This is a genomic window from Enterococcus raffinosus, assembly GCF_019175485.1.
GTDB classification, from domain to species: Bacteria; Bacillota; Bacilli; order Lactobacillales; family Enterococcaceae; genus Enterococcus_A; species Enterococcus_A raffinosus.
In genome coordinates this window covers 219,715-244,886 of record NZ_CP072889.1, presented here as the reverse complement: position 1 = coordinate 244,886, position 25,172 = coordinate 219,715, and the positions used below count along the sequence as shown (strand labels likewise).

Genomic DNA, 25,172 nt, shown 5'->3' with positions numbered 1-25,172 from the left:
ACGAAAGCGATGATCATCATCCGACATGCTTGGCTAAATCTTAAGCGAAACCGAAACAGTCACCTGAAAACAGGTTGCTTTATGTTAGTAATTTTACTGGTGATATATTCACTTGTTCAATGCTATCAACTAGCTACTGCATATTATGCGGATTATCAGGAGCAAGCTGCAACGGTGGTTAAAGGCGTGCAAGATTTAAATCAAACGGGACAAGCAAAAGAGTTCAATTTAACCGATTATGAGAATTTGAAGAATCAAGATTATGTGAAGCAGGCACAATTTGTGGGAGAAGGGGTCGTAGCCACATCTCTCCTTCAGCCAAAAGAGAGTAACCAAGAGGAGACAGCCTTCTCAAGTTTTTCAACTGGGGAAAACAAGGCTACTTTTTTTCCAATTGTTTTGCTGGATAAAGGATCTTTAAAAAAACTTTTAACGAGGAATGAAAAAGACCTTCAAGGGACTATTCCAGATGAAAAGAACACCTGTGTTATCAGTGATATTTTAGCAAAAGCGAATCATTTGAAGGTGAACGATATCTTGACAGTTGGTACAAAAGGACAGAAGCAAAAAATAAAGATTGCAGGAGTAGCCAAATTTTCAACAGGTGAATGGCTTTCTCCAAATAATGGGCTTCTTATTAGCTGGGAAACGGGCCAATCACTTAAAAAAAGCATAGTGCAAACGATCTCAACGGTAACCTTTCAATTAACGAGTAAAAAAGAAATCGTGCGTTTTAAAAATGATTTAAAAAAAATGGAGTCCTTTAAAAACTATGTTCTGATCAGTCAGAGTTGGGCGCAAGGAATGCTCCAGTCATTTAAAGATACGTTAGAGCTACTATTTAACGGATTAATTGTTACTTGGATTGTTGGGATAGTACTGGTAACCGTTGTTTGGCAACAAACGCTCAGACACCGTCAAGATTTTTACAGCTTGCATTTAATGGGAATGCCGCGGCAAACTTTAGTGTCAAGCAGCTTATTGGAGCATATAGTTCTTATGCTTGGTGTTGGAGCTATTGCAGGTTTTGCTGCACAGCATTTAAGTAGATGGATGACTAATGAATGGCTACTAAAAATTCAAAAAGACCTAATAAAGCAAGAACCTTTAATGGATTGGCTTTTTCCTCAAATTGGCTACGGAAGTGTTTCAACGAATAGCTGGGTACATTATTTGCCGAAAGTGTTTTTAGGCATTTATTTGCTGATTCTACTGGTAACAATTAATCTCCGGGTAGCAAAGGTTATCCAAGTTCCGTACAGGAGGAAATACGCCAATGAGTAATTGGGTTTTAGAGAATCTTGATTATCAGTATAAACAATCGGAGATCACTACCTTCACGGGGATTCAAGGAAGCTTTCAAACAGGAAAAAGCTATCAGATTCTTGGTGCTTCTGGCAGTGGGAAGAGCACACTTTTAGCGTTACTCGCAGGGTTAACTGTTTGCAGTAGAGGGTCGCTGACTTTTGATGGACAGGAACTAGCCTTGCTTAATCGTGATGCTTATCGAGGAAGTGAGGTTGCTTGCTTGTTTCAAGAAAGCTGCTTATTAAAGGATTCTCCGTTAGGAAATTTAGAGCTGGAAGTTTTTCTTTCAGGTGCTCATTCAAACAAAGAAGTTTTAAAGCAAACATTGTTTTCCGTAGGATTGATGGAGAAACAATTAAAGCTCCCAGTCGAAAAGCTGGCAAAAAAAGATCGCCAACTCGTCGCTTTAGCGAAATTGCTGGTGAAGCCGCAGGCGAAGCTGATTCTTGTTGATGAACCGGAAAAGCTCTTTAGTGAATGCGGCGTGTCTTTTGCTCTAAAAAAACTCAGAAGCTATTGCATGCAACAAAAGAAATGTCTGATTTTTACAACACAGACGCTGCAATCGGTTAAATTTGCGGATGAATTATGGGGGCTTAACGGAGGGAAACTTCTCTTTATTAAGGGCGATACTCCTAAATAAGATCTCGCTTTCCAACCATCTAAGTTCTTGGATAGAAAGGATCATACGATGAATTATTGGAAACGAGCGAAAAATAGTATTTTTAGAACTAAAGCAAAATCATTGATCTTGTTCGCAGTTATTTTTGTTTTAGGAAACGTCATTGCTGGTGCGATCGCGATTCAACAATCAACGGCAAATGTAGAAAAGAAGATGAAACAACAGCTTGGAGCGACGGTTGCGCCAGAACTAGATTTAAATAAACTACTTGAACAACAAGAAAACGGGAATGTTCAGGCGGTAAGTAAACCAGAGACATTGAACGAAGAGACAATAAAAAAAATGGGAAGTTCCCCCTACGTGAAGGATTATGATTATAGTTACATGTCCTATTTACCTGTGAAGAACTTTAAGACTTATGAAATGAAGCAGGAGGGAGACGTACAGTTTTCAACGGGATTCAAATCGATGAACTTAAAAGGCGGAAACAGTACCGAGCCAATGGATTTCAAAAATAAGAAGGTCAAATTGGTTGATGGTCGGATGCTAACCAAAGAAGAACTCGCTGGAAAGAAGCCTGTAGCTTTGATCTCGAAAAAGGTTGCAGATGAAAATGGCTTATCTGTTGGCGATCAAATGGTGTTAGATACTGTGACTGTTTCTCAAAAAGAGGACGGCACGATGGACACACAGGATTCAACACAGCATGCCATCAAAGTCGTCGGGCTTTTTGAGCCAATCAAACTAGAAAAAAAGAAAAGCGATGGACAAAACGGTCAAGAAGCAATGAACCAGCAAATGACAGAGATGGAGTTGTACAATACGGCTTTCTTATCAAATGGACTAGTGCGTGAAATCAATAAAATTGAAGCGGAGAATCAATCTTCTGACTCTCAAGAAGAGGTATTAGAGCAAGTAGCGCCAGTCTTCACATTAAAATCACCTGACGATGTGGATGCCTTCAAAGCAGAAATCCAACCTTTGCTTCCAGAAGGTTATAAAGCAATGGCTTCTACCGATGAATTTGATAAGGTCGGTAGTAGTGTGAAACGTCTATCGAAAATTTCAGGGTATGTGGTACTATTAGCCGTTTTGGCTTCACTATTGATTATATCATTGGTTGTGGTGCTATTTATGAAGGATCGCCGTCATGAATGGGGGATCTATTTATCGCTAGGAGAACATCGGAAAAACATTATGAAGCAAGTGATCGCTGAACTGTTTGTAATTAGTCTTGCCGCCTTATTGTTCTCTCTTTTGTCAGGAAACATTTTAGGAAAAATGGTTTCCGAGTCATTGTTGGCGGGAGACACGATCGACCAAGCAGCACAAACTATGGGCAATCAAGTAATCTCGATGAGTGGCGTTTCTGTCTTAGGCTCATCACTCACAAATCAAGATGTGCTAAGCAACTATGAAGTGCGTTTTTCAATCTCGTATATCGTGACTTTTCTTACCGCAGGTCTTGGAACGATCTTATTGGCTGCTATCTTGCCGCTGACGTATGTCATGCGTCTGAATCCAAAGAAAATAATGATGTAGGGGGAACTAGTCATGACTATTTTAGAAACAAAAGAATTGGGCTATTTTTATCAGGATGGCAGTAAACGTCGTATGATTCTACAGGATACGTCGGTAAAATTTGAAAAAGGCCGTTTTTATACGATTTTAGGGGAATCAGGCTCAGGAAAAACAACCTTTTTATCCTTAATCAGTGCCTTGGATGAACCAACATTTGGCGAGGTTCTCTATAATGGGGAAGACATTAAGAAAATTGGCTATGATCAATTTCGTCGAGACAATGTTAGTATTATTTTTCAAAATTACAATCTAGTTCCCTATCTAACAGGGTTAGAAAATGTTTTAGTTGCGATGGCGATCACTGACAATGAAATGCCGAAGGAAACGGAGGAAATTGCCTATAATTTGTTAGACTACATTGGAATCACTAAAGTCAAAGCAGACCGCCTAGTCAATCAGCTTTCTGGTGGCGAACAGCAGAGAATCGCGATTGCTCGAGCCTTAGCCACAAATGTAGACATTATATTAGCGGATGAACCTACAGGAAACCTTGATGTCAGCATGGAGGAGGAGATCGTAACGATTTTTAAGGATTTGGCGTCCATTCACAATAAATGTGTCATCGTAGTTACCCATTCGCGTGAAATTGCGGAACAGTCAGATGAGATATATTATCTAAGTCAAGGTGAGCTGCTGCCGTATGAGTGATTTTCTATCAAATTTCAACGGAGACAACTATCAACGTCGTAAGGAAGAAAAATCTCCGCGAAAACACGACTCACAGAGGGCAATTAATGATGAGCAGGAAAAGGAGCCAAAAGACAGAGGGCAAGTAGTTGTTCCTAAAACAGAGAAGCAACCTTCTGATCCAAAGCCGAAACGGAGAAATAAAATTCAACAAGAGAATGAAGCATTTGAACTTTCTTATAAGAAGCAAAAGCAACGTAAACGACGCTGGCTTCTCATTGGTATTGCTTTAGTTGGCCTCCTTGTTAGCTTTCTTTATTATCAACTGACTTACGTGAAAGTTCCGAATTTTGTTGGAAAAAATCTGACAGATGTCCAAGTGTGGGCAACAGAAAATAAACTGAAAACTAAAATCAAGCAAACCTACGCTCGAAGCAAGGAAGCCAACACGATTCTTTCTCAAAAACAAAAACCCGGCTCTCGAATAAAAAAGAGCAAGACGTTGACTGTCACGAACAGTTTAGGTGCTGATCCAAAAGAAAAGCTTCCATTGCCGGATTTTATGAAAATGAATAAGCAGCAGGCTGAAAGATGGATCAAAGAAAACCAGGCTGAAAATCTTTCACTGATAGAAGAGTACAGTGACACAATTGAAAAAGGAAAACCCATTCGTAGTGAAATCAAAAACGCCGAAGTGACACCTGAAACCTATCAACGAAAAGATCCAGCAAAGGTTTATTTCTCAAAAGGCAAACAAACCTATCAAAAAGATATCAAGGTACCGGATTTTCAACGAAAACCACGCAGTGAAGTGGAAACATGGGCAAAAAACAATGAGATTGATATGAACTATGAAGAAACGACTTCTAATGAGATTCAAGCGGATAGTATTGTCGCGCAAAGTATTGCTAAGGACGAAAAAATTGCGAAAAAGGATAAAATGACTGTGAAAGTATCACTAGGGAAAGGCTTTATAGTGCCTAATTTTTCCGACTATAGTCTGGAGGATGCAAGTACAGCCTTAGAAGGCGTACAGATTCAAGCTAAAGGGATCTATACAGAAAATTTACCCTATGGTCAACTCGTTTCACAAAGTGTAGAGGCAGGGAAGGTTTTAAGTGCTAAAGATGATTTAACCATTAAGGTACTCTATTCATTAGGTCGCCCTTATATGAAGGATCTACGCGGAACCATGGTGGAAGGTGGACTACAAAAATACTTTCACGATGAGTTTCAATCAAAAGGGGCGAATGTTCATTATGTCATCCGACAGGTCGATTCAGATCAGCCAAAGGGAACGGTCGTTGGGATGAGCCACTTCAGTGAATATATCCCATTGAACTTGACTGTTTCAATTGATATCAGCTTGGGTAACTTAGGTTCGGCGCCGACGAGCTTCCCTAACAACACTGGTGGGGCAGATAATGGTGAGAATCAGGAAAGCCCGAGTGAATAAATGAATAAAGCTGTAAAAAATAGCCTATTTCTAAGCTTGATATGTTCGTTTTTATCGAGTAAATAAATATAAAGAATAAACTCATTCAGTATTGCTACGAATGAGTTTATTTATGTGTGATAAAATATAATTATTTGTGTTATAATATAAATATATTTGATGACTATGCAATGAAAAAAGTCATTTATTCTATTTTTTGAACGGAGGGATTGAGAATGGACGGCACAACTAGCGAACAAGACAAGATTCGTCGCCTGACATTGTTGATTTCAGTGATGCTGCTAATGATCAGTGGAGGTGCGTATTTCCTTTATGAATACACGTATCAGACAAAAATTCAGGTGAATGTAACGAGTAAGAGAGTATTGCCAAATACGGGGGCTAAGAAAAAGTCTATTGATCATTCTGCTCAAAATGTGGAGAAACCTCAGAGCATCGAAGAGACTGATCGCGGTAATGATGTACCAATAACTTTAGAACAAGTTTCCTTGAATCAGCCACCAGCTGCTAACGAGAATCTTTTGAAAACAAACCATTCAATGAATTCTCGTCCAAGAATCTTCAGATTGAGTGATGAAATCGAGGTTTTGCCGTAAAATTTTCTTATTTTCAATAGTTAGGAATAAGAGGATTTTTAAAACTATTCGGATCATGTCTTTTTAGTCCTGTATCACAAACGATATATTCTCTAAACCAATTTTACTAATCTAAGAGAGAGTTTATTGGGAAGAATATTCAACCTTATCTTTTGTGGAAATTTTAAAAAGTTAAATCATATCAAGATTAAAATCATAGTATATTTTATATCAAATAAAATTATATTCCTTCACTGAGAAATTTAGTGAGGGATTTTTTTGTGAAGAGGCTACAGCGGATAAGTTATCTAAATTAAAATTTTCTTGTGATTTTGACTGTTATTTTCGTGTGGATCATTAATTAGATAATTTTTATCAAAAAAAAGTTAAATAACAAGGGGTATAAAACTTTAAATGTCATTTGCCCAAAAAAATATTTCGTTATTTTTATGTGATGAAAGTAAGTTGAAATTTGAAGTTAAACAAATATAGATGTTTTTTTAGTGTGATTTTAGTGTTAAAGGTAAGTATATTTTTTGACATATGTCGGATTGAAAGTATATGATTTTATTATAAATTGCTAATGACTATTATCTAGTAAAGACAATAAGTTTGATTAATAATTATTTAATGCAATTTTTAAACCAGTAATAAATAAAAAAGTGAGGAATAAATAATGTATAAAAAGTTACGTTACGCTTTTTATTCTTGTCTAATTTGTCTGGTTCTATTTCCTTCTTTCATATGGTCCAATCAGTCAAGAGCGACTGAAATCAGTACATCCGAAGAACAAAAGGAAATCTCAGACACTTTGAAAGAGCTCTCTAGCGAATCATCAATACCCGAACCTACGCAAAGTAGTTCTGTGCAGAATGAGAATATCGATGAAACGGAAGTATCTCAAGCACCTTCAATTGGTAGTTCGATAGAAGAGCAAAAAGAATCTGAAACATTAAACACTTTAGAACCGACTACTTCTGAAGAGGAGACGATAAGAAGCCGCCAAACAAGATCCGACGGAATAACGTGGACAGTCGTAAATGATTCTCAAGAGTTGAAAGCAGAACTTGCGAAAACTGATCCACCTACACATATCAAACTTGGTGGTAATGGCGTTTTTACATTGAGTACCGCGGTTCCTGTAAAGTCTAATGTTGTCATTGATGGTGACGGAAGAACGGTCTCCTATCCAGATGATGGGATTTCAAAAGGAATATATGCGGATAATACGAACATCGAAGTAACCTTTCAAAATATGACTTTCGGCAGTCCTGATTACTCGGTCCCTATGAAAAATCTTTATGGTATTTTTCCTGCTAATGACAGCGAAGTAGTGAAATTGAATGTTCATAACGTTAATTATTATTCAAACAATGGTGCACAAGCTTTCTACATTAATGAAACAGGATCTGAAATTCATTTTTCAGGAGAAAATGAATTTATTCTGGAAGGATCTGGACAGGAGTTTGCAGAGGCAAGTGCTTTTTACTTTGAACAAGGAAGTAAAACAACGGTTCGGCATCAAACGGGGTATAATGATGGATTTATTTGGGCAAGACGATCAAATAACTCAAATGTTATCAATTTGGCTGAGGATGCAGTATTCGACGTCGAAAGCAATCATGCTTTTATATATAACAGTATCAACGATGGTGATATCAACGTTGGTAAAAATGCAAAACTATTGGTTAAATCTGTTAATGCTAGAAGTACTATTTCTAAATATCCGATTTATTTTAATGGAAAATGGAATATTTCAGTTAGTGAAAATGGTTTATTAGATATTAGCTATCCTAAAAACGTTAAATTGTCTAATTCTAGTAGCGTTTACATCGGTAAAGGCGCGGATGCTCGATTTGAAACGACAGAAGATAAGAGTGTATTTGGTGGGGCAGTAGGAGCCAATTCTACCTTTGTCATTGATAATGCCAATTTAGTGGAATTTACAGCGGCGTCAGATAATGACACTAATCCAATTGGTTTTGTAGGCGGGAACAATAATTTTTCCTTTGCTCCATTCGCTGCTGCAGAAGGTGATCAACAAGGAACAGAAGGATATGCCATTCGTACTACACCGAGCTTTGCGATTAACTCACAAAAAGCTGCGGGTACTTGGAACATTTCAACTGGGGATATCACAAGAGAAGTTGTGACGGATACAAATGATTTTACTGCTGAAGAAAAGAATGCCATGAAGACAGCAACCACTATCCAATTAGTAAAAATTCCAGAACCTCGATCACAGATAGCTACATTGAAGAAAACATCAAATTACCTTGATTTTAACGTTCGATTATCTAATTATGAATTATTTAATAACACATTTAAACAAGTAAGGTATCGATTATATTCCAAAGAAGTTGATGATCCTACAGAGGATTCTGTCGATTTTGTCGCAGAAAAAACGACCACTACAATCGATGGTGAAGTTACCTTTGACGGCTTGGAGCAAGACACTAAATATTGGTTATATGCTCAAATTGAATGTGATCCGAGCGGACAGTCAAGTTATTGGTTCGAGGACACGGTTAAAACGAAGGCGATGATTAATGTGGAAGTTCCAACGTATATCGCATTTCGAACAGATATGGATGCCAATATTGTGCAGGATAGAGAGTATGCCATCAAAAATAATGGGACCTCTCCAGTAGATATTAAAGTCGATAGTTTCCAAGTGAAAAGTAATCCTAACAACATTCCATTGCTATCAGAAACGGATTTAAATAGCTCAGCAGAAGGATTATTCTTAAAACTGGTTAGTGAAGATCCTCAAGGAATCGAATTGGTGAATTTAGAAAATCCTGTCACAAAGCCACTGTTCGGAACGATTGATGGCGGTAATTCAAAAAAAATTGGTTTAGGTGGGAAATATCAAGGAACAATCGAAGAAGTAATGCAATTAGATTCTCAATTGACGCTGTTGATTGAAGATGGCAGTACAGAGGAGGGAACCCCTTAATGAAAGAATTCTACAATAAACACAAAAAAAAGATTTTAGTCCTGCTTTTATTACTCCTCCTTATTGGTGGAGCGGCAGGCTACTTCTTAACAAGACAAGAACCGCAAGCTGTATCTGTAATCAGCGGAGAATTTTTACCAGAAGGAAAAGATGCTTCGAAGATTTCAGAGAAAGAATTAAAGCAATTAGCACAAAAAGAAGTAGATAAGAGTAAGTTCAACATGATGATTGTTCCTGAAGCGACAATTGATCAACAGACATTAAAAGGCAATATCACGATACGCAATCCAAAGGAAAATGCCTATCCAGTAAATGTCGAAATCAGAGATAAAGAAACAAATGAAATTGTTTATACCTCCGGTGCGATCAAGCCCGGGTATGAAATAAAAGAAGGAACTTTAGAAAAACGATTAGAGAAAGGGGACCATAAAGCAACCGCATTATTCAGTATTTATGATCCTGAAACAAAAGAAAAACAGGGTCAAGTGGCAGCTGGTATTACACTAAAAATCCAATAAAAAAAGAGGAGAAACGACAATGAAAAAAATTATGGCAGGTTTATTAGTAGCAGGAGCATGTTTTGGAATGGCTTTACCATCAGTAGTTAACGCAGCAGATGTAAATGGTGAAGGATCAGCAGATGTAACAGTAAACGGTACGATTGGAATGGATAATACAGATCCAACATCACCGATCGAAGAAGGAAACGATTCGTGGGTTAATGTTACTTTGGATACAGCGACAGTTTTTTATAATGTTAATGGACAAACGTCAATTGAATCACCAACCTATAGTATTAAAAATAATTCTGGACGTCCGGTAGCAGTATCTGTAGAAAAATTTGAGCATAAAAGCGCTTCTGATGCATATACACCGATCAGCAGCTTGAACCTAAAAATTGGCGATGGAACAACGAGTGAGAAATTGATTGATAGTAGCACTTTAAATACTACATTTGCTAGTAGCCCATTAGTTACATTAGCCAATAAAAATGGTAATTTCACAAGTACTGATATGGCAGATCCATCAAAAGCAGAAACAACTTTTAGCTATGACGGAGAGTTGACTGCAGCTTCTACAGCAAAAACAACGCCTGAATTTACGATGACCTTGAAATTGGATGTGCCTAATACTTGGAACTAAAGTGATAATAAAAAAGTGATTTGAGGGGTGACGATGGGAAATGAAATTGAGGTCAAAGGGTTCATCGGGCTAGACCCATCCACCGATCCTTTGGCGAAAGATCAAACGAATGTAGAAAGTTCTAAACCCAAAAGCATTCTGATGCATACGACTGTTTCCAAACAGTATCCACAAACCAATGATCAAATAAGCACACAATTTCAATTAGCAGGAATTTGGCTTATTCTGTTCGTGATCATCCTATGGCTCATCAGAAAAGAATGGTTGAAAAAAGAGCCTGCATATTCTTCTAAAGAGTGAAGACAGTATATAAAAAGTGAAGGCAGCGATATCAATTTTTGATATCGCTGCCTTCACTTTTACTTTTATTCATTATCTTAAATTAGAAAACGCTCCAAACTTCGTCAATAATTCATCAAACCCTGGAACAGTTTCTTCCCGGTTCCAATCTCGTTGCAACTCACAAGCGAGTTGAGCAATTGAAGTTAATTGCGCACCGGCTTGTTCGACACGGCGTAAAGCAGTTTCGTGAGCGATAGGCGATGTTCCTCCAACAGCGTCAACGATTGGATAGACCTCGTAGCCTTCTTTTAACGCATCTAGAGTCGGGAAGGTTAAGCAGGCTTCTGTCCATAAAGCAAGGATCAAGATTTTTTTCCGCCCGGTCGCTTTAATGGCTTCATTGTATTCTTTGTCTTCCCAAGCATTGATTGAGCTGCGGTCATAAGATGGGACATCTTCACCGACAGCTTTTTTCAAGACAGGGATCGTATCGGTATTCCAGCCTTTTTCTACATTTACAGTAGAAAGAACGATGGGAATATTGTAAAGCTTCGCCAGTTCAATGACGATCTCTGTATTACGAATCAATTCTGAACGGTTCATAGAATTGATAGAATTGATCTGTGTTGGCTGGTAATCAATCACAGTCAAAACAGTATTATCTGGCGAAAGCAATTCGTCTTCTGTTCGTTTATCATAGCTAGTCATTTTATCCACTCCCTAATTTTAATACGTTCATTGTAACGCGGAATAGAAAAAATCACGAAGATTTCGTTTTATCTGGATTCCTTCAGCATTTTGAGAAAAAGGGAGGACGCATTAGAAAAGACCTGCTTCTTTTTCCAAATCACACTGATGGTTGAGTGAAGAGCAGGTTCTAATGGAACAAAGACCAAATCGCTGTCTGTTGTATTGATGATCCCATCAATACAAAACGCAACTGCTGAACCTTCCTTAACCAAAAGTGAGGCATTATAAAGCAGGTTATAGCTGCCAACAATCTTGTAATTACTTAAATTTCCACCCAGCCATTCTGATAGTTGATTATTTACTAACGATTGGCTAGAAATGAGCAATGCCTGATCCTTTAAATCCTTTGGCGAAACAGCATTGCTTTGGGCTAACTCGTGCTGTTCGTTTACTAAAATCCCCCAATGATCAGAAACAGGCAGGGAAAGATATTCATATTTTTGCTTTTCTACTGGGTCAATAACCAAACCGAAATCAAGTAGGCCTTTATCGATTTTATCTTTTACATCATCTGCATTGCCACTATACATATGAACATTTACGTCTGGGTAATCAGTTATTAGTTTGTTCAAAATTTTGGAGAGGACTTGGAAGGCTTGTGTTTCTCCGCCGCCAATCGTGATTTCACCACCAATAATCTCGTTTTTTTGCAGATTTGTGGTAGTGGTATCGACTAAGGACAAGATTTCTTTGCCGCGATTTTGCAGATAAACACCATCTTCTGTCAGTGAGATTTCTCGATTTCCGCGAATAAATAATTGTACCCCTAATTCTTCTTCTAAATCCTTCAACTGCTTAGATAAAGTAGGCTGAGAGAGATGTAACACCTCAGCGGCTTTACTGATTGTTCTTTCTCTGGCGACGGTTAAAAAATAATTCAATACACGTAATTCCATGATGCCCCTCCTATAACCTAAAGCGATAGCTAGCTATTCATTATAAGTATTATTCATTGCAAGTATAGCGAAGTATACTTAAGTCAGCAAGTAAGGGAGGTCAAAAAGAATGAACAAACATGAGCTGTTAGCTAAAATCCAAGGAATAGAAATAGTACCTGGCGCCGCTGTTTACGATGAGATTCACGAGCTAAAGGCCGACAATGAGCAGCTTGTAATGGAAATGAACGAGAAGTATCATACTCCTGAAGAAGTCCGACGATATTTAGAGAGGATCACTGGAAAAGAAATAGCAGACTCTGTCGCAATTTCACTTCCATTTTACACTGATTATGGAAGACATATCTCATTTGGTAAAGACATTTTTATCAATCAAAACGTCATGTTCGTTGACTTAGGTGGAATTGTGATTGAGGATCATGTATTGATCGGACCGATGTGTCGAATTATCACGGTCAATCATTTAGTTGAACCGAAAAAAAGAAGAGGGATTTCCGTTTCTTCAGTCAAAATTGAAGAAAATGCTTGGTTAGGTGCAAATGTAACGGTACTTCCGGGTGTCACTGTTGGTAAAAATTCAATCGTAGCAGCGGATTCTACGGTGACAAAGGATGTCCCGGAGAATGTTATCGTAGCAGGAACTCCGGCTAAGATAGTCAAAGAAATCAAAGAATAGGAATACAAGTTTTTTTAAGGTTTATATAGAAGCTTTCCATTAGAAAAGGAGTAGATAGGGGTGAAGCTTTTGCGAAAACTTCTTTTTATAGGGCTATTTTGCAGCTGTTTTATATTTCTTTCCGGCTGTGGAACTGCTGATTCTTCTCGGGAAATAAATGCACCCAGTAAGATTAGTAAGGGGAGGGAAACGATCCGACTAAAAATGAATGGAAACGACTACCAGATCGAATTAGAGAGAAATTCAACGGCTGATGAGCTACATGAAATTCTACCAGAAGAATTTGCGATGAAGGATCTGCATCAAAATGAAAAATATTTCGAACTTCCAAAAGCACTTCCCGTTCAGGCAGAAAAGGTGGGAAAGATTGAAATAGGAGATGTCTTGCTCTATGGGGACCAAACATTGGTAATCTTTTATCAAAGTTTCGAAACAAGCTATTCCTACACAAGAATCGGTCGCATAAGACAACCGGAACTTCTAGCGGAGCAATTGGGAAGTGGGGATGTAGTTGTCGAAAGAATTCAGTAAGAAGAAAGAAAAGCATGAGAATGAAGAAGCACGCGCAACGATCATTTTTCCGATCATTGCGCGTGTTTTTACAGAATACTTTGCTTGATTGCTGGATCAATAATATCTTCTAGTTTGAATCGCTGGTTTTCATAGCTTAAGTCAAAGATTGCGCAGTTAGGAAATGCCCGAACCAATTCATTTTCATCGCCCTCCCAAATCGTCTGAAGAAAACTGACACAGGCGCCGTTATGTGAGACTGCTAAGACATTCTGATGATCTTCCTGCGCCATGATTCGATGCAAGCCAGTTGTCATTCGTTCTTGAACCTTTGACATGGATTCGCCACCAAATTGAAGATAAAAAGACTCGAAATATTCCTGCCCCATAGGCTGTAAAAACTGCTGTTCACCTTCATAAGAACCAAAGCCCATTTCCTTTAGTTCCTTCAGGCGTTGATAAGGCCTCCCGTCAGTAACTATTTCTAGCGTATCACTAGCCCGTTCCTGAGTAGAAGAGTAAAGATGATCAAAATGAATCGCTTGTTCATAAAAATAGTCTCGGGCTTGCTTAGCTTGTTGAATGCCTTTTTCAGTTAAAGGGGAATCACAGGCCCCTTGGATTTTTTTTAATTGGTTAAAAAGCGTTTCTCCGTGACGCATTAAAAATAGCTTCTTTTTCATAGCTGCCTCCCATTCATTCACTAATTTAATAGTATCAAAAGGAGAGTGTAAGCGCATCATTATTTTTCTTTCGACTTTCCCTTCTTATCCTTCGAATAAATAGTCGGCGTTAATTTTTCTATTCTCCCAACCAGCCAAAGCAAAAATGATTGAAATCAATCGAACATAAATGAAGCCTGTATCTGGAATCATTTTGATCGTAGGAAAGAAATTTATGGATGGGAAACAATGGTAATAGAACTGCGGATATGTATTTTCGTTAAGATTCATCAAACGTCCCTCCAATCATAGGATACACTCCTTTTATTCTACTTTATATAAGTCATTTTATAGAGGAACTATAAAATAGACAAATTCGAAATTCATTAAAAATTCATATCAGTTATCGTTTATTTGATGAAAAAATATTACTAGCCATTTATGTGGACAAAACAAGTCTGTGGATATATAATATCGACAAAAGGAGGAGATTGTTTGAAATTATCATCGTCTTATGTCCAAGCAATAGGAATTTTAGTCATGTTGGCAGAATTGCCGGAAAATGAATCATTAAAGGCCAGTGAAATCAGCAAGCGAATGAATGTCTCCCACACGTATCTTCAAAAGATTGCATCAAAACTCAAGCATGCGGATTTAATCGAGTCCTATGCATCCAAGCAAGGTGGCTATAAGCTAAACAAACCAATGGAGGAAATTAATTTTCTCGATATTTTTTTAGCGGTGGAGGGTAAGAATCAGTTCTTATCACAGGTAAATTTGGAGCCAATCCATGCGATGTTTATGGATAAAGAACTCATTAAAGAAAAATCTGATGTAGTTAAGAAAATACATTCGAATGCACAGGAGATATATTTTGAACAATTACGTTCACATCGGTTAACGGAAATTTTGCCAAAAACAGCTGATGGTGATTTTTTGACGATTGATTGGAAAAAAATAGTAAATGAAGAATAGGAGAGATTAACATGTCATTTAAAGATGAAATCAATAACTTGAAAGAAAGCTTTCAACAAACAAAGGAACAAGGAGCTAAATTAGGAGAGAAATATAGCGAAGAAGGAAAAAAAGTCGGCGAGGAGTATGCAGAGAAAGGGAAAGCCGTAGGCAAACAATTTAAAGATCTTTCCTCTTCGATCAAAGATCGATTTAAGTAAGAATTTTTAAATAGAAGAAGTAGAACTTTTTTAGGCGAGAAACATAGGGGATGACTACTGCCAAAAAAATTTATATGCAGATTGAGAGGATTGCTTATGTGTACTAGTTTGACATTAACCACCAAATCAAAGGAACATTTTTTAGCAAGAACCATGGATTTTGGTTTTCAGCTTGAAGGAAGGCCTGTATACATTCCGAGAAATTATACTTGGAAGCAGCAAGTAGATGCAGATCAAAAAACGATTTTTGGATTTGTAGGTACTGGAAGAAATTTAGGAGAATATTTTTTAGCGGATGGTGTGAATGAACAAGGCCTCGCAGTTGCTGAACTCTATTTTTTGAACGAGGCGAAGTATTCTTCTGAAATAAAAAAGAACAAAATAAATTTGGCTCCTCACGAATTTATTATGTGGTTGCTAGGAAGTATCACGGATATTTCTGAACTAAGAGAAAAAATTGCTTCGATAAATTTAGTAGATGAAGCGGTTCCTGTACTAGGCTTTGTTCCACCCCTTCATTTTATCGTTACAGATAAGACAGGTGAAACGGTGGTCATCGAATCAGATAGCGGTGAATTGGTAATAAAAGAAAATCCAGTTGGTGTCATGACCAACAGTCCGGAATTCGGTTGGCACTTAAAAAATTTAAACAATTATCTAAGTCTTCAGCCAAACAATTTTCCAACGAAAAAAATTGATGCCTTCGAAGTGGCCCCCTTTGGGCAAGGTTCTGGAACATATGGGTTGCCTGGTGGGTATACTTCACCTGAACGATTTGTTCGAACAGCTTATCTCCGTTCGTTGACAGATTCAGGAAGTACCTTAGACGAGGCGCTAAATGCAATCACCAAGATTTTAGATAATGTAACCATTCCAAAAGGTGTAAACATTAAAAATGATGGTTCAGTGGATTACACACAATATCGCTCCATTTTCGATGTTACTGAGGGAACCTATTACTTTAATCCTTACGAAAATCAAGAAGTTTTTAAGCTTACTCTGAATGAGGAACTGTTAAGCAAAAAAGAACCAGTGGAATTTGAGTATAGCAAAGCATTTAAAACAACTAATCTAAACTAAAAAACAATCTATTTGGAAATACCTCTTCCAAATAGATTGTTTTTTTGATATCAAGCTTTAGTTTAAAAATTTATTTGCTAACTAATTTTCTTTAAGAAGTAAATAGAAAAACCAATGAGTGAAGTACCTAATACAATCCAGATAGCACTACTCTTTGTATCATTTGTTTGCGGGTAACGTTTCTTTGTTTCTGCTTTTGTGATTACTTGTTTCTTAGTAGATTCTGTTGTTGCAATTGCTGGTACGTTAGAGCTAGTCGACTCAGAAGACGCAGGTTGTGAGCTGCTAGGTTCGGTACTGCTAGGTGTAGTCTTTTTGTACGTATTGGTTAAGATAAAGTGATTATTTTCTTGGCTGGTAGACAACTCGAAATCACCTGGGATATTCACCTCATTGATACTATAGCTGATTGTGTCACCGGCATTATTGTACAATGGAAGGTCATTATTCACTCCGAGTGCAGGGATAGTTGTAATTGTTGCTTTAAAGTTCTTTTCCTTTTTCAGAGCCATGGTATCTGAAGTAGTCCAAGCAGTAGAGGTCACTAAAGGTGTACGACTCACTTGATAATCGATTTTTTCTGGAATCAAGGATTCTGGTGTGTTTTTCCACTTCTTTTCTAATTCCAGTGATACTTTTGGTGCTTTAATAGATGGAATTGGAAAATCTAAAAGGGTCCCATCGCTATTTGGATCTAAAGTAGTCCGCTGATTACATAAATACCAAAAGTCGCCTTTAAAGTCATTAGCTTCTGTATTCAATCGAATTTGATAAGTCAACGTGACACGATCATCTTCTCCTAAAGATAATTTGGAGAGAGTGATGACTTGATTTTGTTCCGACACACTCGGAAGATTTGTTTGTTGTTCCAATGCATTCCAAGTACCGCTGGCATCTCTTCTCCATGTAGTCAAAGTATAGTTTTCTGGTATGAAGTTTCCGCTTCCTTGTAGTAGGATATCTTTTCCCATAGGGTCAGTGACCGTTCCATTAGGGACTGTTTTTGCTACAGAAAGAATGATATCTTTCAAAGCTTCGCCTAAATCAACAAGATTTTCATCAATAGAGCGGTAATGACTTTCCTTATCCGCGATATTTTTGGCGATATACCCGCCTCTATCTGTAGGAGCTGTACCAATTGAGTAGGAGATGATGCCTGTTCTTTTTAATGATACGACTGTTCCCAATGTTGCATCCGTAACAACTGCTCTATCAACAAGCGTGCCATTGGTATCTGAAATGTTATCACTTGTATTGAACTTCTCCGAGCTTGTTTGGAAAGCTGTATAATAAGAGTTAGTATGCCATCCATTATAGTCAGTGATTTCTCCATTATTCACATATGACGCCGCATTATCAACTGGCAGATAGCTGCGATTGGCACTTCCGTCTCCGATGTGGATCAACATTTTTTCAGCATCAGCTCGACTATGGTTTACAAAAAGGTCTTGGGCAGCATATAACCCTTTTTGAATGAAGGTTCCCGTATGACTTTCCGCCGTATTGGTTAAAAAGTTCTCTAGTTCGGACATATCATTTGTAAATCCATTCGTACTGTACACGTTTCGATTATAAGCAACGATGCCGATTTTTACTACACCATTGGACAAAGAACTGCCTAATTCATTGCCGAATTCTTGAAGCCCTTTTAAGGCATTAGCCAACTTTTCTCCTTTCATCGAAGAAGAGTAGTCAATAACTAAAACAATATCTAATGGTGAATGGGAGACTTGATTTCCTTTAATGTCCAATGTTACATCAAAAAGACCTTGTTTTTGCGGATTAGCCTTAACGGTTTTCTTCACATAAGCTTGATCATCATAGTTGACAAAGCCTTCATTATCAATAGGAATATCTTGCGTCCCTTGATATCCATAATTGTAGGTATCGCCATTTGCAACTCCGTTAGTTATATAATTTCCTGTTTGCGTAGACTCATAATGAAATTTGTTTTCATCAGCCATTACTTTATTGGAATTAGCAATGAAAAAAACGAATAGTACTGAAAGTATTCCACCGATAAAAATAAAATATTTATTTTTCATAATATCCTCCAATGATATTTATAATAGCTAAAGTATAGCACCGTTTAAGTTATAAATCATGTGATATACTCCACGATTGAGAATTTATAATAATGAATTCATTCTAAAAATAATATTATTAAAATTCGAAAAAACATTTATTCTGCTGTTGTTAGATTTTTTAAATTCTTATTATTGTTAATAAGTAGTTTCTGGAAGCTATTGTAAACGCTATTATCCTGATAAAAATTCCTTATACTTAATGAAAGGAATTCTTAAAAAAAAATTATGTGAATAAAACAAAGTCCTTTTATTGAATTACAAAAATAGTTTCTCGTTTGAATAGTGTTATCACGAATTCAAAAAAGACCGCCCAGTAAAACTTTTTTGCTGGGCGGTCTCTATTTATAGTTATTAACTATAAAACAGTTTAAAATCAATATCCTGTTCATGATTTCCAAATTTTTTGCCATAGATTGTACAACCACCGACATTTTTCGCATCGGATTTGACCTCGATCCTTAACGTCCATAGCTGTGTGTCATTTGAGTTGAAATCAGTAATTTTTGTAGGCGATAGAGGTTCGCCCTCCATATAGGTTCCATGATCCATGATTCGAATAGTTTTTAATAGTCCATATTGGTTCAAGTTGTCAGGATACCATGCCGGATTATTTTTTCCACGAATATCTGAGAAATCACCAGGAGAAGTCCAGGTTCCTAAGTCTTTTCCATTCAATGAAAAAGAAATGTCAGAAGGCCAATTATTATTCGAAAAAGGAAACTCTGAAGCAATTTCCATAGAAATTTCCAGCATTTCAAGTTTTTGCTCTTTCTCTAATAGATTCGGAATTTGATATTCGATGTAGCCTTGGGTGAACCAAAGTATTTGTGCGTTCATTCGCGAAGGATCCATAAAATATTTTGGATGATCATTAATTCCGATGAAATCGTCAGACGTCGCCAATCCGCAAGGCGGAACAATGGAGAAGTTGGTGTATTGACCAATCGGAATAGAAGTATCCAAGGTATTGTAGGCGGTATAAATTTTTTTAGGAAAATTCACGGTAATCGAGTCAACCTTTAAGCTGGAAACTTTTGAACGACCAAGTCGATCTGTGGTAATTAGCCCAGCTGTTTCTAATTTTTTTACATGCATGGTAACAATTGCACTACTGAGTCCTAGTTCTGAGGCGAGTTCTTTCACGCTCATTTTCTTTTTGGAAAGCAGTTGGATGATTGTTAGCCGTACAGAGCTAGCCAATGCTTCGTATACTGGGAGAGAGTCTTGAGAAATATCTAGCTGCATAAAAATCTCCTTTGAATTAATGATTACCTTAATTATACTCTTGACAAGAGAAAAATCAACGGTTTAATGTTAATTAAAATGTTAATCTGTTATGTTTTTATGGTTAAAGATTAATAAATTTATGTTTGACACAGCGGTAATATTGATTTATGATGAAAAAGTAAAAGAAAAGCGCTTTCTATTTACTTTTTGGATTAATGTAAATGTTAAGGGAGATTATTATGGTAAACAATCAAAAAAAGCATTTTTGGAGTTTTGCTGGAAGTCACTTTGCGTATTTCTTCTCTTGGGCAGTTGTCTATGGCTACTTAACCTTATGGTTGGAGCAGGTTGCCGGATTAGGCGGGACAGCAGCAGGCTTACTGTTTTCGGTAATGGCAGGTATTTCGTTGATTTTTCAACCAATTTTTGGAATCGCTTCCGATCGATTGAAGTTCAAGAAGACGTTGTTAGCAGCTATCTCTGCTAGCGCTATATTTATAGGACCTTTCTTTCAGTGGCTTATGCTGCCGTTATTGGGAATTAATTTATATTTGGCGGTTTTAGTTGCGGGACTATATTTAAGTTTTGTTTTAAATGGCGGTGTCGGAGTCATTGAACAGTACATCGAGCGTGCGAGCTGGGTCAACAATTTTGAGTATGGTCATTCACGTATGGGTGGTTCGCTAGCAGGAATCGTCGCTACTTTAGTTGCAGGGAGATTATTCGTTTGGAATCCTACAGCGATTTTCTGGGCCTGCTCCATCGCGGGAACAATTTTGACTATTTTAGTTCTCTTCTTTGATAAGGTAGATGTTGATGAAGGTGATCTTGAACTTTCAACTGACGAAGAAGAGTCAAAGCTAGATCGAAAAACAATTTTCTCGATTTTTAAACTGAAAAATTTCTGGGCGCTGGCACTTTTTTATATTGGTGCTGCGGCTATCTATGATGTATTTGATCAGCAGTTCATTGTTTACTTCAAGAGCTTTTTTGAGAATGGAAATGATGGCACCATTATCTACAGTTACATGGCTTCAGCGCAAGTAGGTTTGGAATTATTGTTGATGATTCCGATGCCTTACATCATTAATAAGATTGGTGCGAAGCGAGGATTGATCATTTTCGGATTTATTACCTTTATACGTATATTTGGCAGCGCTCTCTCTCCAAGCTATCCATTCTTGATCTTTTTCCGAGTACTAGCCGGATTAGAAATGCCATTGCTGCTTGTATCCATCATGAAGTATATCTCACATACGTTTGATCGGAAATTATACGCGACAATCTATATGCTGGGCTCAAACTTTGCCAAGCAGGTTTCTGTTTTTATTTTTTCTACGATTTCTGGTAGCTTGTATGATGGTATCGGATTTCATAAAACCTATTTGTTGTTAGCAGGGTTAGTCCTGATTATCACGATTATTAGTATCTTCACCTTAGAAAACGACCAAAAAAATGAACACACACTTACTTCTGCCGAAGATGCAGTTGAAGTGAGGTAATGGAGGAAAATCATATGCAAAAACACTACAACAATCCAATTGTTTTAGAACGAGCAGATCCATGGGTATACAAACATCAGGATGGCTGGTATTACTTTATGGGCTCTGTACCTGGTTACCAAACACTGGAATTACGAAGAGCCAAATCACTGAATGAATTAGGAGAGGCAGAAGCAGTAACAATTTGGCATGCACATAAAACAGGAAATATGAGCCAATTAATTTGGGCGCCAGAAATTCATTTTATTCAAGGGAAATGGTACATCTATTTTGCTGCCAGCGATCATGCTGAAATTCGTGATCAGTACCATCACCATCGGATGTTCGTATTAGAAAATGAACACGCGGATCCGTTCGAGGGAGAATGGGTGGAAAAAGGGCAAGTTGTGACACAATTTGAGAGTTTCAGTTTAGATGCGACTACTTTTGAACATCAAGGGAAGCTTTATTATGTATGGGCACAGCTAGATCCTCGAATTCCTGGAAACTCGAATCTATACATTTCTGAAATGGAAAATCCATGGACGCTAAAAGGAAAACAAACGTTGTTGACGATTCCTGAATATGACTGGGAAAAAATTGGTTTTTGGGTCAATGAGGGTCCTGCGGTTATTCAACGCAACGGTAAAATCTTTATTACCTATTCTGGTAGTGCAACAGATGAAAACTATGCGATGGGATTGCTTTGGGCAGATGAAACGAGTGATCTATTGGACGGCTATTCTTGGCATAAGAGCCCGCAGCCAGTTTTTGTTTCTTCTGAAAAGAATCATCAATACGGTCCGGGACATAACTCCTTTACTAAGAGTGAGGATAATTCAGAGGATGTGCTGATCTTCCACGCTCGACCTGAGAAAAATAAAAAAGGAGATCCGTTAGATAACCCTAATCGTCACGCGAACGCCCAAGTTTTTTCTTGGGATGAAGCTGGCTTCCCACAATTTGGAGAGCCGGCTGCTTATAGAGAAAAAGAAACAGTCCGTTAGTTAAAGATATAAGTTCGAATTAGACTTGGCCATCCGCCAGGTCTTTTTTGATAGAAAAGAGAACAATGGTCTTTCTTTTGGAACCTAACTCCGTTTATGAACCGATAGTTAACTAACGTTTATTACTAAAGACACTTCCTCATATCTCTAGATATTTCCAATTCTAACCCTCCATTATAACACCACCCTTTAGAGCTTTGCTAAGATTAGGAAGAAAGGGGAGATTGGATGAAGACAATGACAGAGGAACGCTACCTAGCCGAGGTAACCTTGAAGCTTAAAAGCAAAATTTCTGAAGTTGAAGAAACCTTGGATAAGAATGAAGCGAATTACAAAGAATTGAAGCATTATACAATTGACTATAAAAATGAATTGGATAAATACGAAGTGTACAATCACCACCAAAATTTGAATTTTATCGATAGTCGAAGTGTTTTGGAAGCCAACATCCTAAAAAAATTAAACTATCAGAAGCAGACGCCTTATTTTAGTAAGATTACCTTTCAATTCGATGAAGAGGATGAATCGGAGGACTTTTATATTGGACGTTATGGTTTTGCGGATCGTTATGGGGAGCAGCTGATCTATGATTGGCGAGCACCAATCTCCTCTCTGTATTACGATTTTTCTCTTGGCGAGGCTTTTTATGAATCTCACAATCGAAAATTTTATGGGAAGTTGCAGTTAAAACGTCAATTTGAAATCAAAAATGGAACGATTAATTTTATCGTTGACACTAACGATGCGATTAACGATGAACTCCTCATGCGAGAACTTGGGAAAAGCACATCAAATGAAATGAAAACCATCATTCATACGATACAAAAAGAACAAAATGAGACAATTAGAGATACAAAGACAAAAAATCTGATTATTCAAGGTGCCGCTGGTTCAGGAAAGACCTCGATCGCGCTTCACCGCATGGCTTATTTGCTGTATCAAAAGAAAGAAGAATTATCCGCTTCAGATATTTTGATCCTTTCACCAAATCAAGTATTTGCGGATTACATTTCCACAGTGTTGCCGGAGTTAGGTGAAGATGAACTGCCTCAAGTTGACATAGTCAGTCTCGGGTCAATGTTCATCGAAGAAAAGTATCAAGTTACCGATCGCCAAGACGAATTGAAAGAAGTTATGGAGAACCCGCAATCAGCTCAAGCACAGGTATATCGCTACAAGCAGTCCAAAGAATTTTTTGAGGTGTTTTTGGATCACTATGAACAAATGAAAGCCAAGCTTTATTCAGCAGACATCGATATTGAAGGTCAACTGATTTCCACAAAGGACATTAAAAAGTATGTCACACAGCAGACCCGAAAAAGCTTATTTGAAATCATTCAAGAAATTTCTTATTTGCTTAGCAAACGTGTCTCAGAACACCGACGTGAAGCCTTTGTAAAGGAGCTAATGAAGCAGTTCAAAAAAAGAATCAACGTCATAGGCAGTTTGTCAGACTATTATCGCTTTTTATCAGCGATGAACATACCTTATTATATAGAAGAAAAAAATTTGATTGCTTACTCAGATTTGTACCCTTATTTATATTTTAAGAACATGATCGAGGGAATCAGACCAAACAATCAGATTAAGCATTTAGTGATCGATGAAATGCAGGATTATTCGTTGCTGCAGCTATCCTTGATTGAGCAATTGTTTCCTTGTCAAAAAACTATTTGCGGAGATGTTCATCAATCCCTTGTTTCCTATGAAGATGATTTTCTTTCAACGATCCGAGCGATCCTTCCTAATGTACGACTGGTAAAGTTTTTGACCAGTTATCGTTCTAGTTTCGAAATTATGACGTTTGCTAAACAATTTATCACTGAGAAGGAAGCAATCAAACCAGTGAAACGCCACGGAAAGGAAGTAGAGGTTCAAACCTATACCAAAGAAAAAATGGCTAAAAAAATTGTAGAATTTAATGAAAGCGACTATAGCTCTTGTGGTATAATTTGTCAGAATTGGCAGGAAGCTGCAGCGATCGAAGCGGATTTCCCGGAGGAAAACATGGTTCGTTTTGAGAAAGACACGAAGAAAATCTCTGAAGGAATTATTTTGACAACACCTCAATTCGCCAAGGGGTTAGAGTTTGATCAGGTGATCTTACCAGATATTCGTGCCGACCAGCTAGGAAAAAAAAGTAATAAGTTATACACTAGCTGTTCCCGTGCGCTGCATGAATTGACCCTTTTCATTAAAGAGTGAGGAAAGCAAAATGAAAACATATAAAACGTCTGAAGTTGCTAAGATAGTCGGCCTGCACCCGAATACGATTCGACGCTATGAGGAGTGGGAACTCATTCCCATTCCTCCAAGAGCGGAAAATGGGTATCGCGTTTTTACGGACTATCACATTGAGACAATAAAAATCGCCCAGATCGCTTTTCAAATCGAAGTATTGCAGTCAGGTTTACGGATGACTATGGTGGAGATGGTTAAGGCGGTGGCGCGGTATGATTTTGAAAAAGCGCAGTCACTGTTGGAGGATTATCTGGCTTCGGTGGATCAAGAAATTACTCGAGCAAACGAAGTGATTGTAGTGGTGGAGGAGCTACTTGTTGGTAAAACAGAGGAGCCGGCTCTTTTTCTGACTAGGAGCGAGGCAGCAGAGTATTTGGAGGTTACTTCAGAATCCTTGAGAAATTGGGAACGAAATGGACTGCTGGCTATCAAAAGAAGGAAGAATAATTATCGAACCTACGATACAGAGGATATCAAACGACTAAAAATTATTCGTACGTTACGATCAGCCAAGTATTCTCTGGCAGCTATTTTGCGCATGTTAAACGCAATTGACCAAGAAAAGCAGGATATCAAATCTTTACTCAACCCGGTCGATCCCGATGAGAGTATTCTTACTGCTTGTGACAATTTAATCGATTCACTGGAAAAGGCGAAGTCTAATGCCTATGAATTGAAAGAACTAGTTAAGAAATTACAGCAGCGCTTTTTTAAAAATAACTAAAAAAGCGTTTGCATTAATTGGATTTGTAGTGCTATACTTTTATAGAAATAAATACAAATGGATAGTGATTGCCAAAAGCAAGCTAAACCTATTGATAAATTAA

25 protein-coding genes are annotated in these 25,172 nt (G+C 37.6%); 19 read left to right on the top strand and 6 right to left on the bottom strand.

The annotated features are described in order from the left end of the window. Positions 1-9 precede the first annotated feature (9 nt). The 10 genes from J9537_RS15840 to J9537_RS15795 all read left to right on the top strand — a co-directional run bounded on the left by J9537_RS15840 (position 10) and on the right by J9537_RS15795 (position 10,571). Complete coding sequence (locus tag J9537_RS15840; RefSeq protein WP_176746300.1) at positions 10-1,284, top strand: ABC transporter permease family protein; 1,275 nt, start codon at positions 10-12, stop codon at positions 1,282-1,284. Then, complete coding sequence (locus tag J9537_RS15835; protein WP_070509483.1) at positions 1,277-1,951, top strand: ATP-binding cassette domain-containing protein; 675 nt, start codon at positions 1,277-1,279, stop codon at positions 1,949-1,951. The genes J9537_RS15840 and J9537_RS15835 overlap by 8 nt, the downstream gene beginning before the upstream one ends. A 48-nt stretch (positions 1,952-1,999) precedes the next feature. Beyond that, on the top strand, positions 2,000-3,472 hold the full coding sequence (locus tag J9537_RS15830; RefSeq protein WP_070509482.1) for an FtsX-like permease family protein: 1,473 nt from the start codon (positions 2,000-2,002) through the stop codon (positions 3,470-3,472). Between the two features lie 12 nt (positions 3,473-3,484). Beyond that, positions 3,485-4,159, top strand: coding sequence for an ABC transporter ATP-binding protein (locus tag J9537_RS15825; protein WP_070509481.1), 675 nt, complete (start codon positions 3,485-3,487; stop codon positions 4,157-4,159). Further along, positions 4,152-5,594 carry a PASTA domain-containing protein gene (locus tag J9537_RS15820; RefSeq protein WP_070509480.1) on the top strand — a complete coding sequence of 481 codons (1,443 nt, stop codon included), beginning with the start codon at positions 4,152-4,154 and terminating at the stop codon, positions 5,592-5,594. The genes J9537_RS15825 and J9537_RS15820 overlap by 8 nt, the downstream gene beginning before the upstream one ends. Before the next feature lie 215 nt (positions 5,595-5,809). Further along, positions 5,810-6,190 carry a hypothetical protein gene (locus J9537_RS15815; protein ID WP_070509479.1) on the top strand — a complete coding sequence of 127 codons (381 nt, stop codon included), beginning with the start codon at positions 5,810-5,812 and terminating at the stop codon, positions 6,188-6,190. 655 nt (positions 6,191-6,845) lie between these two features. Continuing rightward, complete coding sequence (locus J9537_RS15810) at positions 6,846-9,128, top strand: hypothetical protein (RefSeq protein WP_070509478.1); 2,283 nt, start codon at positions 6,846-6,848, stop codon at positions 9,126-9,128. Next, positions 9,128-9,646, top strand: coding sequence for a hypothetical protein (locus J9537_RS15805; protein ID WP_070509477.1), 519 nt, complete (start codon positions 9,128-9,130; stop codon positions 9,644-9,646). Before J9537_RS15810 ends, J9537_RS15805 begins: the two co-directional genes overlap by 1 nt. A gap of 19 nt (positions 9,647-9,665) precedes the next feature. Continuing rightward, the gene (locus tag J9537_RS15800) at positions 9,666-10,271 is read left to right on the top strand and encodes a hypothetical protein (RefSeq protein WP_070509476.1); all 606 of its coding nucleotides are present in this window, start codon (positions 9,666-9,668) and stop codon (positions 10,269-10,271) included. Positions 10,272-10,304: 33 nt separating this feature from the next. Continuing rightward, positions 10,305-10,571, top strand: a complete 267-nt coding sequence (locus J9537_RS15795) for an LPXTG cell wall anchor domain-containing protein (protein WP_070509475.1) — start codon at positions 10,305-10,307, stop codon at positions 10,569-10,571. 72 nt (positions 10,572-10,643) lie between these two features. Here J9537_RS15795 and J9537_RS15790 read toward each other — a convergent pair whose 3' ends face one another. Then, complete coding sequence (locus J9537_RS15790) at positions 10,644-11,261, bottom strand: hydrolase (RefSeq protein WP_070509474.1); 618 nt, start codon at positions 11,259-11,261, stop codon at positions 10,644-10,646. 68 nt (positions 11,262-11,329) lie between these two features. Then, the gene (locus J9537_RS15785) at positions 11,330-12,199 is read right to left on the bottom strand and encodes a LysR family transcriptional regulator (RefSeq protein WP_070509473.1); all 870 of its coding nucleotides are present in this window, start codon (positions 12,197-12,199) and stop codon (positions 11,330-11,332) included. Between the two features lie 109 nt (positions 12,200-12,308). Between J9537_RS15785 and J9537_RS15780 the strand changes: the two genes are divergently transcribed. Further along, the gene (locus tag J9537_RS15780) at positions 12,309-12,875 is read left to right on the top strand and encodes a DapH/DapD/GlmU-related protein (RefSeq protein WP_070509472.1); all 567 of its coding nucleotides are present in this window, start codon (positions 12,309-12,311) and stop codon (positions 12,873-12,875) included. Positions 12,876-12,935: 60 nt separating this feature from the next. Then, a complete protein-coding gene (locus J9537_RS15775; RefSeq protein WP_070509471.1) occupies positions 12,936-13,406 on the top strand; it encodes a cyclophilin-like fold protein in 471 nt (156 codons plus the stop codon). Positions 13,407-13,474: 68 nt separating this feature from the next. On the opposite strand, the gene J9537_RS15770 is transcribed toward J9537_RS15775, so the two are convergent. Both J9537_RS15770 and J9537_RS15765 read right to left on the bottom strand, forming a co-directional pair. Further along, entirely contained in the window at positions 13,475-14,068 is a 594-nt protein-coding gene (locus J9537_RS15770; RefSeq protein ID WP_070509470.1) for a histidine phosphatase family protein, read from the bottom strand. Positions 14,069-14,152: 84 nt separating this feature from the next. After that, positions 14,153-14,338 (bottom strand): hypothetical protein, encoded by a 186-nt coding sequence (locus J9537_RS15765; RefSeq protein ID WP_070509469.1) that lies wholly within the window; start codon positions 14,336-14,338, stop codon positions 14,153-14,155. Positions 14,339-14,542: 204 nt separating this feature from the next. On the opposite strand from J9537_RS15765, the gene J9537_RS15760 reads away from it, so the two are divergent. From J9537_RS15760 to J9537_RS15750, 3 genes are all read left to right on the top strand, one after another. Continuing rightward, positions 14,543-15,022, top strand: a complete 480-nt coding sequence (locus tag J9537_RS15760; RefSeq protein ID WP_176746299.1) for an Rrf2 family transcriptional regulator — start codon at positions 14,543-14,545, stop codon at positions 15,020-15,022. An 11-nt stretch (positions 15,023-15,033) separates the two neighbouring features. After that, positions 15,034-15,222 carry a hypothetical protein gene (locus J9537_RS15755; protein WP_070509468.1) on the top strand — a complete coding sequence of 63 codons (189 nt, stop codon included), beginning with the start codon at positions 15,034-15,036 and terminating at the stop codon, positions 15,220-15,222. A gap of 96 nt (positions 15,223-15,318) precedes the next feature. Further along, positions 15,319-16,302, top strand: coding sequence for a choloylglycine hydrolase family protein (locus J9537_RS15750; RefSeq protein WP_070509467.1), 984 nt, complete (start codon positions 15,319-15,321; stop codon positions 16,300-16,302). Between the two features lie 77 nt (positions 16,303-16,379). Here J9537_RS15750 and J9537_RS15745 read toward each other — a convergent pair whose 3' ends face one another. Both J9537_RS15745 and J9537_RS15740 read right to left on the bottom strand, forming a co-directional pair. After that, entirely contained in the window at positions 16,380-18,347 is a 1,968-nt protein-coding gene (locus J9537_RS15745) for a VWA domain-containing protein (protein ID WP_070509466.1), read from the bottom strand. 393 nt (positions 18,348-18,740) lie between these two features. Continuing rightward, complete coding sequence (locus J9537_RS15740) at positions 18,741-19,634, bottom strand: ArsR/SmtB family transcription factor (protein WP_070509465.1); 894 nt, start codon at positions 19,632-19,634, stop codon at positions 18,741-18,743. A 221-nt stretch (positions 19,635-19,855) separates the two neighbouring features. Between J9537_RS15740 and J9537_RS15735 the strand changes: the two genes are divergently transcribed. The 4 genes from J9537_RS15735 (at position 19,856) to J9537_RS15720 (ending at position 25,069) form a co-directional block, all read left to right on the top strand. Continuing rightward, positions 19,856-21,118: an oligosaccharide MFS transporter gene (locus J9537_RS15735; RefSeq protein ID WP_010743404.1), complete on the top strand. Its 1,263-nt coding sequence runs from the start codon at positions 19,856-19,858 to the stop codon at positions 21,116-21,118. Between the two features lie 14 nt (positions 21,119-21,132). Next, the gene (locus J9537_RS15730; RefSeq protein ID WP_070509464.1) at positions 21,133-22,104 is read left to right on the top strand and encodes a glycoside hydrolase family 43 protein; all 972 of its coding nucleotides are present in this window, start codon (positions 21,133-21,135) and stop codon (positions 22,102-22,104) included. A gap of 228 nt (positions 22,105-22,332) precedes the next feature. Further along, complete coding sequence (locus tag J9537_RS15725) at positions 22,333-24,309, top strand: HelD family protein (RefSeq protein WP_070537700.1); 1,977 nt, start codon at positions 22,333-22,335, stop codon at positions 24,307-24,309. Positions 24,310-24,319: 10 nt separating this feature from the next. Continuing rightward, entirely contained in the window at positions 24,320-25,069 is a 750-nt protein-coding gene (locus J9537_RS15720) for a MerR family transcriptional regulator (protein WP_070509463.1), read from the top strand. Positions 25,070-25,172: the final 103 nt, after the last annotated feature.

What these genes read in the sequence shown, in the direction of transcription:
- J9537_RS15840 (WP_176746300.1), top strand. Translation starts at nt 10, where the DNA reads ATGATCATCATCCGACATGCTTGGCTAAATCTTAAGCGAAACCGAAAC.
- J9537_RS15835 (WP_070509483.1), top strand. Translation starts at nt 1,277, where the DNA reads ATGAGTAATTGGGTTTTAGAGAATCTTGATTATCAGTATAAACAATCG.
- J9537_RS15830 (WP_070509482.1), top strand. Translation starts at nt 2,000, where the DNA reads ATGAATTATTGGAAACGAGCGAAAAATAGTATTTTTAGAACTAAAGCA.
- J9537_RS15825 (WP_070509481.1), top strand. Translation starts at nt 3,485, where the DNA reads ATGACTATTTTAGAAACAAAAGAATTGGGCTATTTTTATCAGGATGGC.
- J9537_RS15820 (WP_070509480.1), top strand. Translation starts at nt 4,152, where the DNA reads ATGAGTGATTTTCTATCAAATTTCAACGGAGACAACTATCAACGTCGT.
- J9537_RS15815 (WP_070509479.1), top strand. Translation starts at nt 5,810, where the DNA reads ATGGACGGCACAACTAGCGAACAAGACAAGATTCGTCGCCTGACATTG.
- J9537_RS15810 (WP_070509478.1), top strand. Translation starts at nt 6,846, where the DNA reads ATGTATAAAAAGTTACGTTACGCTTTTTATTCTTGTCTAATTTGTCTG.
- J9537_RS15805 (WP_070509477.1), top strand. Translation starts at nt 9,128, where the DNA reads ATGAAAGAATTCTACAATAAACACAAAAAAAAGATTTTAGTCCTGCTT.
- J9537_RS15800 (WP_070509476.1), top strand. Translation starts at nt 9,666, where the DNA reads ATGAAAAAAATTATGGCAGGTTTATTAGTAGCAGGAGCATGTTTTGGA.
- J9537_RS15795 (WP_070509475.1), top strand. Translation starts at nt 10,305, where the DNA reads ATGGGAAATGAAATTGAGGTCAAAGGGTTCATCGGGCTAGACCCATCC.
- J9537_RS15790 (WP_070509474.1), bottom strand. Translation starts at nt 11,261, where the DNA reads ATGACTAGCTATGATAAACGAACAGAAGACGAATTGCTTTCGCCAGAT.
- J9537_RS15785 (WP_070509473.1), bottom strand. Translation starts at nt 12,199, where the DNA reads ATGGAATTACGTGTATTGAATTATTTTTTAACCGTCGCCAGAGAAAGA.
- J9537_RS15780 (WP_070509472.1), top strand. Translation starts at nt 12,309, where the DNA reads ATGAACAAACATGAGCTGTTAGCTAAAATCCAAGGAATAGAAATAGTA.
- J9537_RS15770 (WP_070509470.1), bottom strand. Translation starts at nt 14,068, where the DNA reads ATGAAAAAGAAGCTATTTTTAATGCGTCACGGAGAAACGCTTTTTAAC.
- J9537_RS15765 (WP_070509469.1), bottom strand. Translation starts at nt 14,338, where the DNA reads ATGAATCTTAACGAAAATACATATCCGCAGTTCTATTACCATTGTTTC.
- J9537_RS15755 (WP_070509468.1), top strand. Translation starts at nt 15,034, where the DNA reads ATGTCATTTAAAGATGAAATCAATAACTTGAAAGAAAGCTTTCAACAA.
- J9537_RS15750 (WP_070509467.1), top strand. Translation starts at nt 15,319, where the DNA reads ATGTGTACTAGTTTGACATTAACCACCAAATCAAAGGAACATTTTTTA.
- J9537_RS15745 (WP_070509466.1), bottom strand. Translation starts at nt 18,347, where the DNA reads ATGAAAAATAAATATTTTATTTTTATCGGTGGAATACTTTCAGTACTA.
- J9537_RS15740 (WP_070509465.1), bottom strand. Translation starts at nt 19,634, where the DNA reads ATGCAGCTAGATATTTCTCAAGACTCTCTCCCAGTATACGAAGCATTG.
- J9537_RS15735 (WP_010743404.1), top strand. Translation starts at nt 19,856, where the DNA reads ATGGTAAACAATCAAAAAAAGCATTTTTGGAGTTTTGCTGGAAGTCAC.
- J9537_RS15730 (WP_070509464.1), top strand. Translation starts at nt 21,133, where the DNA reads ATGCAAAAACACTACAACAATCCAATTGTTTTAGAACGAGCAGATCCA.
- J9537_RS15725 (WP_070537700.1), top strand. Translation starts at nt 22,333, where the DNA reads ATGAAGACAATGACAGAGGAACGCTACCTAGCCGAGGTAACCTTGAAG.
- J9537_RS15720 (WP_070509463.1), top strand. Translation starts at nt 24,320, where the DNA reads ATGAAAACATATAAAACGTCTGAAGTTGCTAAGATAGTCGGCCTGCAC.